Genomic DNA, 15963 nt, shown 5'->3' with positions numbered 1-15963 from the left:
GGCTTAGAGCTTGCCGGCGCGCTGCTGCATCATCATGAAGGTGTCATAGGTGTATTCAGACAGCTGCATCCACAGATAGGCATCGCGCTTGAACGCGACCTGGTCTTCGTAGATCTTCTTGAACCACTCGTTTGACGCGGTGATCTCGGCATAGACCTCGGTTGCGGCATTATAGCAGGCTTCGAGGATCTCCTGGCTGAATGGACGCAGCTGCGTACCGGCTGCCACAAGCTCGCGGATAGCGACGGGGTTCTTTTTGTCGTACTTCGCCATCATGCTGGTATTGGCATAGGCGCAGGCGTCACGCAGCACCGCCTTGTAGCCGGCCGGAAGCTCATCATACTTGGTCTTGTTGACGAAGGCATGGATAACCGGGCCACCTTCCCAGAAGGCTGGATAATAGTAGTAAGGGGCAACCTTGTTGAAGCCGAGCTTCTGGTCGTCATAGGGCCCGACCCACTCAGCGGCATCGATCGTGCCCTTTTCGAGCGCCGGGTAGATGTCGCCGCCCGGGATCTGCTGCGGTACGGCCCCAAGCTTTTCGACAACGCGGCCTGCCAGACCGGCGATGCGCATCTTCACGCCCTTGAAGTCGTCGACGGTATTGATCTCCTTGCGGAACCAGCCCCCCATCTGCGCACCGGTATTACCGGCGATAAAACCGACAAGGCCGTGGGTCGCATAGAATTCGTTGAGTAGCGTGTTGCCATTGCCTTCATAGAACCAGGAATTGGTCAGGCGTGCATTGAGGCCGAAGGGGATGGCCGTGCCGATCGCGAAGGTCGGGTCCTTGCCGACATAATAGTAGGAGCAGGTATGGCACATCTCGACAGTGCCGGCAGACACGGCGTCAGCGGCTTGCAGACCGGGCACGATCTCACCCGCTGCAAAGGGTTGTATAGTGAAATTGCCGTCAGTGGCTTCGGAAACATGCTTGGCGATGTCATCAGCGCCACCATAGATGGTGTCGAGCGACTTCGGAAATGATGACGTCAGACGCCAGGTGACCTTGGGCGCACCCTGCGCGATGGCAGGTGCGGCGAGCACTGTCGAAGCGGCAGCGCCAGCACCGGCAATCCCGGCCTTTTTGATAAATGAACGACGATCCATGTAATACCTCCCGTTATGGACTGATCGACGAAAAGGCGCCGTTGCGCCTTCCCCCTCGCATCGATCACGAGAGCTAACCATGTTGGCACAACGCTTTCAAGACATGCCTCATGCACCTTTAGGCCTAGACTTTGGTTGTATCATCCAGATGCCTGCACTTTTGTCCCACCGACAAAGGGCCAGCAAGGTGGCACGGGCGCGTCACGGCAGCATGAGCAAAGCGAGATCGGCCTCACGTGGGTCTGCCATCTCGTAGGAAAAGCTCTTTCCCCGTACCAGCGTGATCAGCGCCTTTCCGGCACCGTCGCTGAGGGTGACGCTGCCATCTTCGTTTTCCGTCCAAGTCCGCGCCGCCTGCAGCCCGGGCCAGACTGCGGCACAATCCGGAGGGGCAAAGAAGGAGCGGCTGCGGCTGGTGAGCGTTCCACCCCGCTCGACCAGACAGACGCTGCGGCGGGTAAAATTGGAAACCGAAAAAATCGCCGGTGGCGACGCCCCGACAGCCGCCGCATCAATCAGCGTCGAGGGCTTGGGCCCAGCCGGCTGAGGAATACCGCCAGAAATCAGGGCATCGGTCTGAACAGACGACATGGCGGCAGGATTGGCGAGCAGCGACAATCCTGTCGCGGCAACCGCTGCAGCGCCGAGCGACGACGCAAGCACGAGGAGATAGGCTTTCATGGAAGCACCCCTTCACCGCCTTGAGGGCTGGTCAGGGAACAATGCGCCGACAAGCTTGCCGAAAGCTGGAGCGGCAAGCTTGCAAGTCGGCCAAGGCCTTCGGGGGTTACATCAGCCCTTGAACGGTGTTTCCGGAACCGGCGTCAGCGGCCGCCCCTCTTCGAACCAGGAGAGAATATTGTCGGCCACCAGATCCGCCATCGCATCCCGCGTCGGGACGGAGGCCGAGGCGACATGCGGCAAGAGCGAGACATTCGGCAGGTCGAGCAAAGCCTTCGGCACGCGCGGCTCGTCCGCAAAGACGTCGAGGCCGGCGGCCGCGATGGTCCCGTCCTTGAGTGCCGCAATCAGCGCCGGCTCATCGACTGTCGATCCACGTCCGACATTGATCAGCACGCCCTTCGGCCCAAGCGCCTTCAGCACCCCGGCGTCGATTGCACCCGCGGTCTGCGGCGTCGACGGCACGATCGAGATCAGCGTATCGACGGCGGTGGCGAGTGCAAGCAGGCTTTCGTGATAGGTGTAGGGCACATCGGCACGGGGCGTGCGGGTGTGATAATGGATCTCCACCTTGAACGGCACCAGCCGCGACGCGATCTCCAGGCCGATCCGCCCCAGCCCGTGTATGCCGACGCGCTGGCCCTTGAGCGACAGGGGCGACAGCGGGAAAGCCCCTTCGCTTTCCCAGCGCCCTTCGCGCAGATAGGTTTCAGCGAAATGAAACCGGCGCACGGTATTGAGCAGCAAGGCGAGCGCCGTATCGGCAACCTCGTCGTTCAGGACATCAGGCGTATGCGTGACGAATACGCCCCGGCGGGCCGCTTCCGCAACGTCAACGCCGTCATAGCCGACGCCGAAGCTGCCGATGACCTCAAGATTAGGCAGCGCCGCCATCAGCGACGCCGGAAAACGGCCTGACACCGCACCGCCACGCACCCGCGACAATGTTTCCGCATCCAGCTCTGACGTGTCGACGGAGGCGATTTCGACAAGTTCGCAGCGCTCGCACAGGCGCCCGGTAACACGCGGATGGATACGTCCCGGGATCAGGATGACAGGCTTGGTCATGGGGGAGCTTCCTTCGGCTTTCAACGCGGAATGGGGCTGGTCGACTGGCGAATCCGCATCTCGGGCTTGATCAGATGGATGCCATCAGGCTCGTGGCTGCCCGCAAGCTTGTCGAGCAGCGCCCGCGCGGCCAGCCTGCCGACCTCGGCCTGACCGTTCCAGACGGTCGTCAGCGCTGGCGTTGCGATCGAGGCTTCTTCAAGATCGTCATAGCCAGTCACGGAAATGTCCTTGCCGGGCACCAGTCCCGCACGGGCAATGCCGTTCATCAGACCGATGGCGACAAGATCGTTCCAGCACACCGCAGCCGTTGGCTTTTGCGGCAAAGACAGGAAGTTCACAGCCGCCTCGAAACCGCCCTGCTTGGTGCGGGGCCCTGGAATGCGAAGGCCCGGATCGACCTCTATGCCCGCCTTGCGCAGCGCATTGACATAGCCCTGATAACGATCACGCCCCGTCGACGTCTGGTCGGTACCGCCGATCATCGCAATCGAGCGATGGCCAAGACCAATCAGATGATTGGTCGCAAGCGAAATGCCATAGGTGTCGTCACCGCGATAGATCGGTACGTCGAGCCCATCCATCGAGCGGGCAATGAAGATTGCCGGCATCCCGTTGTTTTCCGCCAGCATCACATCTTCCGGCGGCGTGCCAATGGCCGGCGACATGATCACGCCGTCACCGCCAAGCTGCAAAAGCGTCTCGACGAACATGCGCTGCTTGTCGACCGAATCATAGTGGTTGGACAGAATGAAGGTGTGGCGACTGCGGTCGAGTTCGGTCTCGATCGCCTTCAGGATCTCCCCGTAAAACGGGTTCATGATGTCATGCACCACAACGCCGATAATGCCCGACCGCGATGTCCGGAGACTGGCCGCACGGCGGTTATAGATATAACCGAGCGCCCTTGCCTGCTCCTTGATCTTTTCCCTGGTATCGACGGCAACCAGCGGACTGTCGCGGAGCGCAAGCGAAATTGTCGCCGTAGACAGACCGAGCGATTCCGCAATGGTCGAAAGCTTGACCTTTTGTGCCACGTATCCTCCCTCGCAGCAGACCGGCAGCGCGAGTTCGCGCCCTTAAACCGTTTAATTAAACAATTTAAGCGCGGCTTTCAATCGTCTTCGTCCAGATCGACTGGTTCACGCACGGCCTGCGGCCGGCTTGACAGGTTGTCCTCAATGGCGGTGAGCAGCTTCACAAGTTGGCGCACCTCTTTTCCAGACAGTCCGCGGATCGCCTCACGCTCGCATTCGGCCATGGCGGCCTGTATACGCGCCAGGCTGTTGCGGCCCTCTCCGGTCAGATAGACCTTTGTCTGCCGCTGGTCACGATCATCCGCATGCCGGGTGACGAAGCCCTGAGCTTCCATGCGGCCGATGGTGCGCGTCATCGTCGGTGCCTTGACGCCGAGCCTAAGCGCCAGGGCGCCGGGCGTCATGCCGTCATCGGCGGCCAGCAGCTGGATGACGCCATCCTGTCCGGGGTAAAGACCACTTTGCGAAAGCCCGTGGGAGAGACGCGTGCGCATGGCCCGCGCAACCTGAGTGACGGAGGCAGAAAGCAGGCCGCTTCCGGCGAGATCCTTCTTCTTCGCCCCCTTCTTCTTCTCGCTGCGATCCAGCTTGCCGCCAGTGTCGCCCTTGGCCGCCTTCTCAGGCTTGGGTGCCTTGGGTGCCTTGTCGGCCTTGTCCTTTTTCGCCATTACTCTCCCCGGGGGCTTGGCCGCATGCATCACCAGCCGATAGGCTGGCCGCGAACGGTCGCCTGTCATATCGAAGATCAGGAGACGAGGCCAGATGGCGAAACCCGAGCGCTGGTTCAACCTCAACGATGCCCGGCTGTCGCCGCGTGATCGCCACGACTGGATCGCCGTCCTGCCGCTCGGCGCCCATGAGCAGCACGGCCCGCACCTGCCCTTCGAGACGGACACCATCATCGCAACCGGCATCGCAGAGCGGCTCGCAGCCGCCTTGCCGGATCATTTGCCAGTCACGATCCTGCGAACGGAGCCGGTCGGCTATTCCATCGAACACATGGACGTCGAGGGCACTCGGACGCTCGCCTTCGACGAGGCCGTCACCCGCTGGCTGGGCATGGCGGAGGAATTGAACGAAGGGGGCATTCGCAAGCTCGTTCTGCTCAATGCCCATGGCGGCAACTCTCCCCTGCTCACCATTGTCGCGACCGAGGCCCGCGTCCGCTTCAACATGCTGGTCGTGGCGACAAGCTGGACCCGCTTCGGACTGCCGGAGGGCGTCATCACACCGGAGGCCAAGGCCATCGACATTCACGGCGGCGATATCGAAACCTCGGTCATGCTGGCGCTCGCACCTGAGCGTGTCGACATGCAGAAGGCCGAAAATTTTCCGTCCCGCCAAACCGATCTAGTCCAGCGCTTCACGCACCTGCGCGCCTACGGTCCGCATGCCTTCGGCTGGAAAATGGCCGACCTCAACCCACGAGGCGTCGCCGGCAATGCGAAGGCAGCAACGGCGGACAAGGGCGAAAGGTTGATCGAGCACGCGGTACAGGGACTGGTGGAGCTGATTGAGGATGTGCGTCAGTTTGATGTGGCGGACTTTCGGTGAATACAGCCTGTACCTGCTTCGGCAAGGGCTTCCGCTTTGCCACCCCGACCTCAGGCGGTTGCCCGACATTGAACCTCACCTGACCGCACGAAAGCCTTTGAACTGCTCCGGCTGAACGCCTATATGGGGGTAACACCATTACAAGCCGCTGATGCGGCAGTCCCACCCGATCGAGGCTTTCATGACCGAAGCAACCGCAAAACCGACACCCGTCACCGTGCTCACCGGCTATCTCGGCGCCGGAAAGACCACGCTCTTGAACCGCATTCTGTCGGAAAACCACGGCAAGAAATACGCCGTCATCGTCAATGAATTCGGCGAAATCGGCATCGATAACGACCTGATCGTCGAGTCGGACGAAGAAATCTACGAGATGAACAATGGCTGCGTCTGCTGCACGGTGCGCGGCGACCTGATCCGCGTCGTTGAAGGCCTGATGCGCCGCCCCGGCCGGTTCGATGGCATCATCGTCGAGACGACGGGCCTCGCCGATCCTGTTCCCGTTGCTCAGACCTTCTTCATGGATGACGATGTCCGCTCCAAGACCGAGCTTGATGCCGTGGTCGCGCTTGTCGACGCCAAGCACCTGCCGCTGCGCCTGAAGGACAGCCGCGAAGCCGAAGACCAGATCGCCTTTGCCGATGTCGTTGTCATCAACAAGGCCGATCTTGTCAGCCATGACGAGCTGCACCAGATCGAGCACATCGTACGCGCGATCAACCCGTCCGCCCGCATCTACTCGACCACCCGCTCCGGCGTCGATCTGTCCAAGGTGCTCGACCAGGGCGCCTTCAATCTTGAGCGCGCGCTGGAAAACGATCCGCATTTCCTCGATCACGATGCCCCCGATCATGTCTGCGGTCCGGATTGCGGCCACGACCATCATCACCATGATCACGACCATCATCATCATGACCACGGGCACGATCATCATGATCATGGCCATGCGCATGACCACGGCCATCACCACCATGATCACGCCCCATCCGCGATCCATGACGTAACGGTTGTTTCCGTCTCGCTGCGCGGCGGCGAGATGAACCCGGATCGCTTCTTCCCCTGGATCCAGAAGGTAACGCAGACGCAAGGCCCGAACATCCTGCGCCTGAAGGGTATCATCGCCTTCAAGGGCGACGAAGAACGTTACGTTGTTCAGGGCGTGCACATGATCGTCGAGGGCGATCACCAGCGTCCGTGGAAGGATGGTGAAAAGCGCGAAAGCCGCCTCGTCTTCATCGGTCGAGAGCTGGATCGCGAAAAGCTCGAAGCGAGCTTCAAGGCCTGCGAGGCGACGGCGTGAGCCGTCGCCCTCACCTGACCCTGCCCAAATACAAAGCAAGAGGACATATCTGACCCATGCCGACCGTTGCCCCGCTCGACATCGAAGGCCACGTGCTGGCAGCCCATTTTCTCGGCGACATTCCGGTTTTCGCCGCCTCGAGCGGTGCTATCCACCGCCTCGATGGCGGCGAGAAGGTGACGGAAACGGATGCCGGATTGCTGACCTGCGTCAAGGATCCCGCCAGCCAAACCCTCCTCACCGGCGGCGAGGACGGGCGCGTGCTCCGGATCGCCCCTGACGGCAGCGTGACCGAACTGGCCCATGCCCCGCGTAAATGGATCAATGTCGTCGCCCCCGGCCCGCAAGGCGCCGTAGCCTATGCCCATGGGAAGTCCACGTTCGTGCGGCTCGCAGATGGTACGACGAAGGAATTCGCCGAGGAGCGCACGGTTGAGGGTGTGGACTTCGCGCCCAAGGGTCTGCGCATCGCAGTCGCCCGCTATAATGGCGTGACTCTGCACTGGGTTGGAACTGCGGGCGCACCTGTCGACCTCGACTGGAAAGGCGCGCATACCGGCGTGACCTTCTCACCCGATGGCCGCTTCGTCGTCACCACGATGCAGGAAAGCGCCCTTCACGGCTGGAAGCTGGACGGCAAGAGCACGGATGCCCGTCACATGCGGATGACCGGCTACCCCGCAAAGGTCAAATCCCTGTCCTGGTCGCCGAAGGGAAAATGGCTGGCCTCATCCGGTGCGCCTGCCGCCATCGTCTGGCCTTTTGCCGGCAAGGATGGCCCAATGGGCAAGGCGCCGCTGGAACTCGGCACACGCGCCAACATCCTCGTGACCCAGGTCGCCTTCCATCCACTGGAAGAGGTTCTCGCCATCGGCTTTATCGACGGCATGATCCTCGCCGTGCGGATTGCGGACGGCAAGGAGGCCCTTCTGCGTCGCCCAGGCAAAGGTGCGATCACGGCCATGGACTGGAGCGCGACCGGCAAGCTTCTCTGCTTTGCATCCGATCAGGGCGACTGCGGCGTCATCGACATCACCGCCTGATTGAGCCGGAGCGCCCGGGAAACCCTGTTGATTGCAGGCTTCCGGGCGCCCTTACCGAAATGACAAAAAAAACCCGCTAAATCTTGCATAGCCCCCTAAACGAGTCGTCAACCTTAACCGACCGGTAGGATATTTGTCCTTTGATGAGGACAGGACGGGCGAGAGATATAAGCCGCGCTTCGTTCGCCGCGCTATTTCAAAAAATCAGACTGTTGAACCACGGCATTGCTCCGCGGACGCTCCTGCTTGCACTGGACGCCGGCTGCCCTGCCATCCGCACGGATACACCATGACACTCAATTTGAAAATCGTCATCACGACAGCCGGTCTAGCTCTCGCAGGCGGTATCGTGGTCGTCGCAGCCATCGGCGCCCAGACACTGCAGATGCTGAAGGTGAACGGACCGATCTATCAAGAGATCGTCGACGGCAAGGACCTGATCGCCGACATCCTGCCTCCTCCGCTCTACCTCATCGAGTCCTATGCACTCGCCAGCGAAACCGCGCTGCATCCGGAAACGGCAGCGACCAATGTCCCGCGCATCAAAGATCTGCATAAGCTCTACGAAGAGCGACGCGACTACTGGAAATCCTCCACCCTGCCCGCAAGCTTGCAGAATAAGCTCTATACGGACGTTCTGGCCAAGGGCGACACCTATTGGAAGACACTTGAAGGCGACTACATCCCGTCGGCAAATGTCGGCGATGTTAGCGCCATCAAGCCGGTTCTCCTGAAGCTAAAACAAGAGTTTCATGACCATGAGGCTTCTGTGAATCAATTGGTTGCCATGGCCGGGGCCTATCTCGTTGATCGCGAGGGCTATGCCGCGGCCGAATCTGCGAGCCGCGAAACGCTGTCAATGGTTTTGGGCCTGATGCTGATCGCAACCGCAATCGGGACCGTCTTCTTCGTCCGCCGGCGTGCCCTCAATCCGCTGGCCGAAATCTCCGGCTATATGACGCAGATGGCCACCGGCACCTATTCGGAACTCGTGCCGCATTCAGAGCGTCGGGACGAAATCGGACAGATCGCAGCCGCCGTCGAGGTCTTCCGCAAAGCCGGACTTGAGAATCAGCGCCTGCAGTCCGACGCAGAAAGAGCCCGTGCCGTCATCGATCAGGAGCGCAGCGCCCGAGATCAGGACCGGGCAATCGAAGCAGAGGCGCTCCGCTTCGTCATAGAGACGCTCGGCGCAGGCCTGCATCGCCTGGCCGACTGCAACATCCGCATGACGCTGGACGAGCCCTTCGATCACCGATTCGAACGGTTGCGCGAGGATTTCAACCACTCCATCGCGACCTTTCAGACCACACTGGAACGAGTTCTGGTCGAGACCCGGCGGCTGCACGAAAACAGCATGGAAATGCGCGAGGGATCGTCCAACCTCGCCACCCGAACGGAACAACAGGCAGCCGCACTTGAGCAGACCTCCTCGGCGCTGGAACAGGTCACCGCGACCGTCAATGCCTCGGCCGATCGTACACAGGACACCCGCAACCTCGTTCGCGAGGCCAAGGACTCGGCCATCGCATCCGCCGAAGTGGTGCGCTCGGCCGTGACAGCCATGGAGCGGATCGAACAGGCCTCATCAGAGATCGGGCAGATCATCGGCGTGATTGATGAAATCGCTTTCCAGACCAACCTGCTGGCGCTTAACGCCGGCGTTGAAGCCGCACGCGCCGGCGAGGCCGGCAAGGGCTTTGCCGTCGTCGCCCAGGAAGTGCGGGAACTGGCCCAGCGATCCGCGACGGCCGCGCGTGATATCAAGGGTTTGATCCAGAAGTCCAGCACCGAGGTCTCATCAGGCGTCAGGCTGGTCGGCGAAACCGGTTCGGCGCTCGACCGCATCGGGGAGTTCGTGACCCAGATCGATACGAACATCGACGCCATCGCTCTTGCTGCAAAGGAGCAGGCGCTTGGCCTCAAGGAGATCAGCGCCGCCGTGGAGAACATCGATCAGATGACCCAGCGCAATGCCGCCATGGTTGAGGAAACCTCGGCCATCAGCCACGCACTTGCCGCCGGTGCGACCGAACTGTCGAACCTTGTCGGTCGCTTCCAGCTCAATCGCCGTTCTGGCATTCGTGACGAGGAAGCAGCAAAGCCCGTAAGGCGTCTGTCAGCAGCCGCCTGATCACACAAGGCACCAACGAAAAACGCCCGGCCATCCATTCAGGAGGCCGGGCGTTCTTATTAAGTCCGGGTGTTCTGATTAGAACTTCACGCCAAGACCGACATTGACCACGTGCTGGTCGAAATCGATCTCGTTGCCACCCAGGTCACCCGTGCCGAAATCGTTGTAACGATATTCGACGCGCGTGAACATGCGATCGGTGAGCGCGTAGTCGACGCCACCGCCGACGGTCCAGCCGTGCAGCGTGTCATCGTCGCCATTGCCCTCGATCTGGGTGCCCGTGTAACCACCGGCTGCGAAGAGCAGCGCGCGGTCCATGGCATAGCCGACGCGACCGCGAGCTGAGCCGCTGAGGCCGGTGCTGACATCCGAACCGGCCAGGTTTTCTTCGTTCCAGTCGTAGTTCAGGTCGCCTTCAAGACCGACCAGGAAGCCGCTGGAAAGCTGCCAGTTGTAGCCAGCAAAGCCACCGAAGCGAGCGCCGTCGAAGCTTTCCGAACCAACGCCATCAACGTCGCCGTTGCCCCAGCCGTAGCCGGTGTGAATACCTGCATAGCCGCCTGCCCAGGTAAAGGCCGGTGCGGATTCAACAGCGACCGGCGGCTCGGCCGGTGCTTCATAGATCGCATCTGCTGCGAATACCGAGGTCGAGATCGCAACAGCTGCGACCGAACCGAGAAGGATGCTCTTGATCATGTGTTTCACTCCTGTGTTACAAGATCGGGTTGTAACGCCACCCCTGATTTTTGTCTGTAATCATTATACAACACAACCATCAGAACTTCATCAGCGTTTTAGTTCCCGCCCGAGCGAACATTTTTCGCGCCGGACCCCGCTGCCAGAAGGGTGTAGAGAGAAATTGGTTCCGTGTTATGGCGGAAAAAAGATCATTGCAGCTCAACTTGCCTTGATGCTTTTGTAAGCTGTTGCGCAATCGACACAAAAAAATGAGGCGACCGCCTTGCGATCGCCCCTTTCACTCTACGTCGGTAGCCCGCCTGATCAGAAGCGATAGGTGACGCCGGCACCGATCAGCCAGGGATCGAGCTTCGCCTTGCCCGAGAAGTCTGTACCACCGATCGTGGTCTCGTAGTCAGCCTTCAGGAAGAGCTTTTTCACGTCGAAGTTCACACCCCAGTGCTCGTTCACCATATAGTCGGCGCCGATCTGCAAGGCCGTGCCAAAGGTGTTCTTGACATCGAGATCGCTCGCCGTATCCCCCGACTGACTATAGAACATCGTGTAGTTGAGGCCGGCACCGACATAAGGCTTGAAGGCGCCGAAGTCGGTGAAATGATACTGCAAGGTCAGGGTCGGTGGCAGGACCCAGGTCTTGCCGATCTTGCCGAGACCGGCAACAGACCCCTCGCCGTAGACATTGGCGTAGGTCGTGCCGAGGATCAGTTCAGCCGCGATGTTATCGGTGAAGTAATAAGATACATCGAGTTCCGGGATCACCGTGTCGCTGTAGGACAGGTCAGAGCCGGCAACGCCATCCACCGAACCGGAATCATTCGTGAAGACCCCAAGCCCACGCACGCGGATCTGCCAGGGGCTGAGTGAAGCGATATCCGTCGTTGCCGCAGGGACAGGCTCCTGCAGTGGCGCGAGATCCGCCGCCGCCGCCGCTGACGACAGCAGCATGAGGGTCGCGGTCGCGATGATGGCGCGGTTGCAGGCAGTCCAGGGGGTGGTCATTGGTCTCTCCTTGAGAATTCGATCTGTGGCATTAGCCAATGCCAGCTAGCAGTCATGGAGAGAGACCCGATTTGAGCCAGATCAATAGGTCAGCCTTGAATTATAAAGAACAACAATCACAATGGAGACTGTTGCCGCAATGCGACAGTCAGATTTGACGATTGGAAAAACGGCAGGTTGGGCGAACACCCACAAATAGCCCCGTGAAAGAAAAGGCCCGGCACGACGAATCGTCGGCCGGGCCTCTTTCAGCAAATGCCTTGAGGTGTCGATCAGGCTGCGCGACGTCGATCCGTCGGCTGGGACAGCCGCCGGCCAGTCGCAACAACCATGCCTGCCGCGCCTTCCAGCCAGCCGGGCACAAGCTCAAGCGCCAGGAAACGCTCGCGGGCAAATGGCCCCGGCATCACCAGATGCTGGGTCTTTTCGGCAAAGAAGCCGAAGCGCTCGTAATAGGGCGCATCGCCGACAAGGACCACCGCACCGTGGCCCCGGGTCTTCGCTTCCAGAAGCGCGGCACGCATCAGCGCACCGCCAATGCCCTTGCCAGCATGGGCAGCATCGACCGCAAGTGGACCGAGCAACAGCGCATCAATACCCTGCCCCTCGCGGCTGACGCCAGCTTCGACATTCCACAGGCGCACGGTGCCGATCACGTGGCCGTCCCGGTCGCGTGCGACAAGCGCCAGCCCTTCGGCCGGAATGCGATTGCGCCGAATCTTCTCCGACGACTTCTTGCGTCGATCCGCACCCATGGCACGGTCGAGAAGCGCTTCGCGCGAAACGACATCAGCCGGCGTTTCATGATCGATGACGAAGGCAGGCGTGGCGTGAAAAAGCGCACGCATGCTGGTCAGAACAGCGGCCATTCTGGCCTCCCATCCCAAGCGATGACGATAATTGTGAGGGTCCGTGCCGGTTTGCCGGCACGGGAGACGTCAGATGACGTAAGACTTGAGCGGGTCGAAGCCGTTGAACGCCACCGCCGAATAGGTGGTGGTGTAGGCGCCGGTGCCCTCGATCAGAACCTCGTCGCCGATCGAAAGCGTGATCGGCAGCGGATACATGTTCTTCTCGTACATCACGTCGGCCGAATCGCAGGTCGGGCCAGCAAGCACGCAAGGCGCCATCTCGTCGGCGTCATGGGCGGTGCGGATCGGGTAACGGATCGCTTCGTCCATGGTTTCGGCGAGACCGCCGAACTTGCCGATGTCGAGGAACACCCAGCGGTTCTCGTCATGGTCAGACTTCTTCGAGATCAGCACGACCTCAGCCTTGATCACGCCGGCATTGCCGACCATGCCGCGGCCTGGCTCGATGATGGTCTGCGGGATGTTGTTGCCGAAGTGCTTCTTCAGCGACGCCTTGATCGCCAGACCATAAGCTTCTGCCGACGGGATGTCGCGCAGGTACTTGGTCGGGAAACCACCGCCCATATTGACCATCTTCAGAACGATGCCCTGCTTGGCCAGCGACGCAAAAACGCGCTTGGCATCGGCAAGGGCGCCGTCCCAGGCATCGACCTTGGTCATCTGCGAACCGACATGGAACGAGACGCCGAAGCTTTCGAGGCCGAGCTGATGGGCGTAGACGAGAACGTCGACGGCCATCTGCGGAACGCAGCCGAACTTGCGGGACAGCGGCCATTCAGCGCCTTCACCATCGGTCAGAACGCGGCAGAACACGCGTGCGCCGGGAGCGGCACGGGAAATCTTTTCGACTTCCTCATGGCTGTCGACGGCATAGAGGTTCACGCCAAGTGCAAACGCGCGGGCAATGTCGCGTTCCTTCTTGATGGTGTTGCCAAACGAGATGCGCGAGGCATCCGCACCGGCATCGAGCGCCATCTGGATTTCGGCAACGGATGCGCAGTCGAAGTTCGAACCGAGCGACGCCAGGAGCTGGAGGATCTCTGGGGCTGGGTTCGCCTTGACTGCGTAGTAGATGGCGCTGTCCGGCAGGGCATGCCGGAAGGCGCCGAAATTGTCGCGTACGACGTCGAGGTCAACCACGAGGCAGGGACCTTCGGGACGTCGGGTGTTGATGAAGTCGAGGATGCGAGCCGTGGTCATCGGTCTACCTTCCATATTCCAAGTGTATCCGAAGCTGCCAAGCTTGCGGATGGACAAAGGACGGCGAGACATCGCTCGAAACCAGTCGGTGGAGACACCGGTACCGTACGAACGCTCGACGCGCGAAACATTGGATAAACGCACCCTGCAACGAGCGCATAAATCCGCTTTGTCTGCCATGGATTGGAGGGAGACCCTACCGCACTTCCGGCAATGATGGTGTGCCTCTGAAGTAACTCCAGCTGATGGAAAGCCGGAAGAGACTAGAAAGGCCCGCACCGTCGTTGCTTCGTATGTCCTCGCATTTTCCGGTTGGCCGGAATAGCGACTGGAGGGGTTAGTTCCAGGTACCTTACCGATGACCTCACCTTAGGGATAAATCCCCATTCGAGGGTCGGCGGACACACACGGGCACGTGCGACTTTGGGCTGATCACGAGATAAGAAAGGTGGCCGTCATAATCAAGCGGTTTTTCAACCTCTGGGGAAGTTTTTTGAAGACCTCCCGCAGCCACTATTGAACAGTGCCGAGCTATTGTTCACAATCCACGGATAGAACAGACCCGACCAGAACCGGCCTGCAGACCAGCGGAACAAGGAAAACGATGGACACCCTGACGCGAATTCGTGCTTTCATCGATGTCGTCGAAGCGGAGGGCTTCTCGGCAGCGGCCCGCAAGACCGGCCGCTCAAAAGCCCTGTTGTCCAAATATGTCAAGGAGTTGGAAGACGAGCTCGGTGCGCTTTTGCTCAACCGCACCACCCGACAGTTCTCTCTGACCGAGGCTGGCCACACCTATTACCGCACGGCCGCCGACATCCTGAAGGAGATCGACAACCTTGCCGATCTCGTTCGCGAAAACAATGCTGACCTCAAGGGCAAGCTCAAGGTGACGGTGCCGCGCACCTTTCTCGACGCAGAGATCGGTCAGTCGCTGATCGATTTTGCCAAGGAAAACCCCGAACTTTCGCTGGAAATCGTTGCAGAAGACCGATTTGTCGATCTGATCGAGGAGGGTTTCGACCTCGGCATCCGAATCACAAAGCTGGATGATTCCGGCATGATTGCCCGCAAGCTCTCCGATTTCCGGCTTTATGCCTGCGCCACGCCGGAGTTCGTCGCCGCCAACCACCCCCTGATCCATCCAAGCGAGTTGTCACGCCTCCCCTTCCTCATCGACACCAATTCCCGCTCGCACAACAGTCTGCGCTTCGTCGATGCGGACGGCGCCACCATCTCGGTCGGCGTCAGCGGCCCGATCGAGGTCAACAGTCCCCAGGCCACACTTCGGGCGGCGCGCGCTGGAATGGGCATCGCCATGCTGCCGGACTTCATCGCCAGACCCTATATCGTCTCTGGCGAACTGGTCTCGCTGTTCGACGACTTCATCGCCAAGGATCGCGGCATCTATGCCGTCTACCCGCATCGCCGCTATCTCCCGGCCAAGGTGCGCGCTTTCGTCGACTACCTCCACGCATGGTTCAAACGCTATACGTGAAGCCCAGCGCCGGATGCGGGTCCCATTTTCGTCCCAATCCTCTTTCAAGGGAACACACATCACGGGCATTCGGGGGAAGGTCAGGATCACCATGTTGAGACGTCTCGGAATAGGGTTGGCCGGATTGGTGGCAGGCTTCGCCACGCCGGCCTTGTCCCATCCGCACATCTTCGCAGAAGCGCGGCTGGAAATCGTCGCCGCCGATGACGGCACGCTGAAGGAATTGCGCAATGTCTGGCGCTTCGATGATGTCTTCTCGGCGAGCGTCCTCATGGACTATGACAAGAACAGCGACCTGAAGCTCGACCCTTCCGAACTGAAGGAGATCGCAGACACGATCCGCGAGTCGCTCGGCGACTACGGCTACTTCACCTTCATCACCAAGGATGGGCAGCCGGCGGAAGTGGCACGCCCAGAGGTCTTCAACGTCGACTACCGCGAAAATCAGCTCCTCGTCTTCTTCGTGGCTCATCCGAAGACGCCGCTCAAGATTGGTGGCAAGATGACGGTCGGCGTCTATGACCCGACCCTCTATACGGCGATCGACTTTGCCAATGACACGGACATGGTGGTCGAGGGCAAGGGCTTTGAAACCTGCAAGCACAAGGTCGTGCGGCCCGATGCGGACGCGGTCATTGCCCAGAACCAGGATAACCTGACCGAAGCCTTCTTCAACGATCCGGCCGGCACCGACATGGGCAAGCTCTTTGCCACCCGCATGGAGATCGCGTGCTGACGGCCTCTCGGAATGTCGGCCGGTCCGGCGGG

General features: G+C 60.5%; 15 protein-coding genes. 6 read left to right on the top strand and 9 right to left on the bottom strand.

Translation table 11 applies throughout. The annotated features are described in order from the left end of the window. Positions 1-3: 3 nt before the first annotated feature. The 5 genes from ACSV9I_RS10990 to ACSV9I_RS10970 form a co-directional block, all read right to left on the bottom strand. Positions 4-1110 (bottom strand): TRAP transporter substrate-binding protein, encoded by a 1107-nt coding sequence (locus ACSV9I_RS10990; RefSeq protein ID WP_054157077.1) that lies wholly within the window; start codon positions 1108-1110, stop codon positions 4-6. A 201-nt stretch (positions 1111-1311) separates the two neighbouring features. After that, positions 1312-1791, bottom strand: a complete 480-nt coding sequence (locus ACSV9I_RS10985; RefSeq protein ID WP_438328915.1) for a hypothetical protein — start codon at positions 1789-1791, stop codon at positions 1312-1314. Between the two features lie 111 nt (positions 1792-1902). Further along, positions 1903-2859 (bottom strand): 2-hydroxyacid dehydrogenase, encoded by a 957-nt coding sequence (locus tag ACSV9I_RS10980; protein WP_438328914.1) that lies wholly within the window; start codon positions 2857-2859, stop codon positions 1903-1905. 20 nt (positions 2860-2879) lie between these two features. After that, positions 2880-3896, bottom strand: coding sequence for a LacI family DNA-binding transcriptional regulator (locus tag ACSV9I_RS10975; RefSeq protein ID WP_054157074.1), 1017 nt, complete (start codon positions 3894-3896; stop codon positions 2880-2882). Positions 3897-3973: 77 nt separating this feature from the next. Then, positions 3974-4564 (bottom strand): MarR family winged helix-turn-helix transcriptional regulator, encoded by a 591-nt coding sequence (locus tag ACSV9I_RS10970; protein WP_438328912.1) that lies wholly within the window; start codon positions 4562-4564, stop codon positions 3974-3976. Positions 4565-4658: 94 nt separating this feature from the next. Between ACSV9I_RS10970 and ACSV9I_RS10965 the strand changes: the two genes are divergently transcribed. From ACSV9I_RS10965 to ACSV9I_RS10950, 4 genes are all read left to right on the top strand, one after another. Next, the gene (locus tag ACSV9I_RS10965) at positions 4659-5450 is read left to right on the top strand and encodes a creatininase family protein (RefSeq protein WP_438328911.1); all 792 of its coding nucleotides are present in this window, start codon (positions 4659-4661) and stop codon (positions 5448-5450) included. Between the two features lie 181 nt (positions 5451-5631). Beyond that, entirely contained in the window at positions 5632-6750 is a 1119-nt protein-coding gene (locus ACSV9I_RS10960) for a CobW family GTP-binding protein (RefSeq protein ID WP_438328910.1), read from the top strand. A 56-nt stretch (positions 6751-6806) separates the two neighbouring features. Next, positions 6807-7793: a WD40 repeat domain-containing protein gene (locus tag ACSV9I_RS10955; protein WP_438328909.1), complete on the top strand. Its 987-nt coding sequence runs from the start codon at positions 6807-6809 to the stop codon at positions 7791-7793. Between the two features lie 289 nt (positions 7794-8082). Then, entirely contained in the window at positions 8083-9927 is a 1845-nt protein-coding gene (locus tag ACSV9I_RS10950; protein ID WP_438328908.1) for a methyl-accepting chemotaxis protein, read from the top strand. Between the two features lie 78 nt (positions 9928-10005). On the opposite strand, the gene ACSV9I_RS10945 is transcribed toward ACSV9I_RS10950, so the two are convergent. From ACSV9I_RS10945 to odc2, 4 genes are all read right to left on the bottom strand, one after another. Beyond that, on the bottom strand, positions 10006-10623 hold the full coding sequence (locus ACSV9I_RS10945; RefSeq protein WP_082352410.1) for an outer membrane protein: 618 nt from the start codon (positions 10621-10623) through the stop codon (positions 10006-10008). Between the two features lie 306 nt (positions 10624-10929). Continuing rightward, positions 10930-11625, bottom strand: coding sequence for an OmpW/AlkL family protein (locus tag ACSV9I_RS10940; RefSeq protein ID WP_438328906.1), 696 nt, complete (start codon positions 11623-11625; stop codon positions 10930-10932). Positions 11626-11897: 272 nt separating this feature from the next. Further along, a complete protein-coding gene (locus ACSV9I_RS10935; protein WP_438328905.1) occupies positions 11898-12494 on the bottom strand; it encodes a GNAT family N-acetyltransferase in 597 nt (198 codons plus the stop codon). 69 nt (positions 12495-12563) lie between these two features. Next, entirely contained in the window at positions 12564-13697 is a 1134-nt protein-coding gene (gene odc2, locus ACSV9I_RS10930) for an ornithine/lysine decarboxylase (RefSeq protein WP_438328903.1), read from the bottom strand. 604 nt (positions 13698-14301) lie between these two features. Between odc2 and ACSV9I_RS10925 the strand changes: the two genes are divergently transcribed. Together ACSV9I_RS10925 and ACSV9I_RS10920 are read left to right on the top strand one after the other, a co-directional pair. Further along, a complete protein-coding gene (locus ACSV9I_RS10925; RefSeq protein ID WP_438328902.1) occupies positions 14302-15195 on the top strand; it encodes a LysR family transcriptional regulator in 894 nt (297 codons plus the stop codon). A 91-nt stretch (positions 15196-15286) separates the two neighbouring features. Next, complete coding sequence (locus ACSV9I_RS10920) at positions 15287-15931, top strand: DUF1007 family protein (RefSeq protein WP_438328900.1); 645 nt, start codon at positions 15287-15289, stop codon at positions 15929-15931. The last annotated feature ends 32 nt before the right edge of the window (positions 15932-15963 follow it).

It is taken from the genome of Rhizobium sp. G187, from assembly GCF_051549525.1.
In the GTDB taxonomy this organism is placed as follows: Bacteria; Pseudomonadota; Alphaproteobacteria; order Rhizobiales; family Rhizobiaceae; genus Allorhizobium.
The sequence above is the reverse complement of the archived record's forward strand: the minus strand, read 5'-3'. Positions and strand labels throughout refer to the sequence as shown.

What these genes read in the sequence shown, in the direction of transcription:
- ACSV9I_RS10940 (WP_438328906.1), bottom strand. Translation starts at nt 11,625, where the DNA reads ATGACCACCCCCTGGACTGCCTGCAACCGCGCCATCATCGCGACCGCG.
- ACSV9I_RS10945 (WP_082352410.1), bottom strand. Translation starts at nt 10,623, where the DNA reads ATGATCAAGAGCATCCTTCTCGGTTCGGTCGCAGCTGTTGCGATCTCG.
- ACSV9I_RS10965 (WP_438328911.1), top strand. Translation starts at nt 4,659, where the DNA reads ATGGCGAAACCCGAGCGCTGGTTCAACCTCAACGATGCCCGGCTGTCG.
- ACSV9I_RS10920 (WP_438328900.1), top strand. Translation starts at nt 15,287, where the DNA reads ATGTTGAGACGTCTCGGAATAGGGTTGGCCGGATTGGTGGCAGGCTTC.
- ACSV9I_RS10990 (WP_054157077.1), bottom strand. Translation starts at nt 1,110, where the DNA reads ATGGATCGTCGTTCATTTATCAAAAAGGCCGGGATTGCCGGTGCTGGC.
- ACSV9I_RS10935 (WP_438328905.1), bottom strand. Translation starts at nt 12,494, where the DNA reads ATGGCCGCTGTTCTGACCAGCATGCGTGCGCTTTTTCACGCCACGCCT.
- ACSV9I_RS10970 (WP_438328912.1), bottom strand. Translation starts at nt 4,564, where the DNA reads ATGGCGAAAAAGGACAAGGCCGACAAGGCACCCAAGGCACCCAAGCCT.
- ACSV9I_RS10950 (WP_438328908.1), top strand. Translation starts at nt 8,083, where the DNA reads ATGACACTCAATTTGAAAATCGTCATCACGACAGCCGGTCTAGCTCTC.
- odc2 (WP_438328903.1), bottom strand. Translation starts at nt 13,697, where the DNA reads ATGACCACGGCTCGCATCCTCGACTTCATCAACACCCGACGTCCCGAA.
- ACSV9I_RS10925 (WP_438328902.1), top strand. Translation starts at nt 14,302, where the DNA reads ATGGACACCCTGACGCGAATTCGTGCTTTCATCGATGTCGTCGAAGCG.
- ACSV9I_RS10960 (WP_438328910.1), top strand. Translation starts at nt 5,632, where the DNA reads ATGACCGAAGCAACCGCAAAACCGACACCCGTCACCGTGCTCACCGGC.
- ACSV9I_RS10980 (WP_438328914.1), bottom strand. Translation starts at nt 2,859, where the DNA reads ATGACCAAGCCTGTCATCCTGATCCCGGGACGTATCCATCCGCGTGTT.
- ACSV9I_RS10955 (WP_438328909.1), top strand. Translation starts at nt 6,807, where the DNA reads ATGCCGACCGTTGCCCCGCTCGACATCGAAGGCCACGTGCTGGCAGCC.
- ACSV9I_RS10985 (WP_438328915.1), bottom strand. Translation starts at nt 1,791, where the DNA reads ATGAAAGCCTATCTCCTCGTGCTTGCGTCGTCGCTCGGCGCTGCAGCG.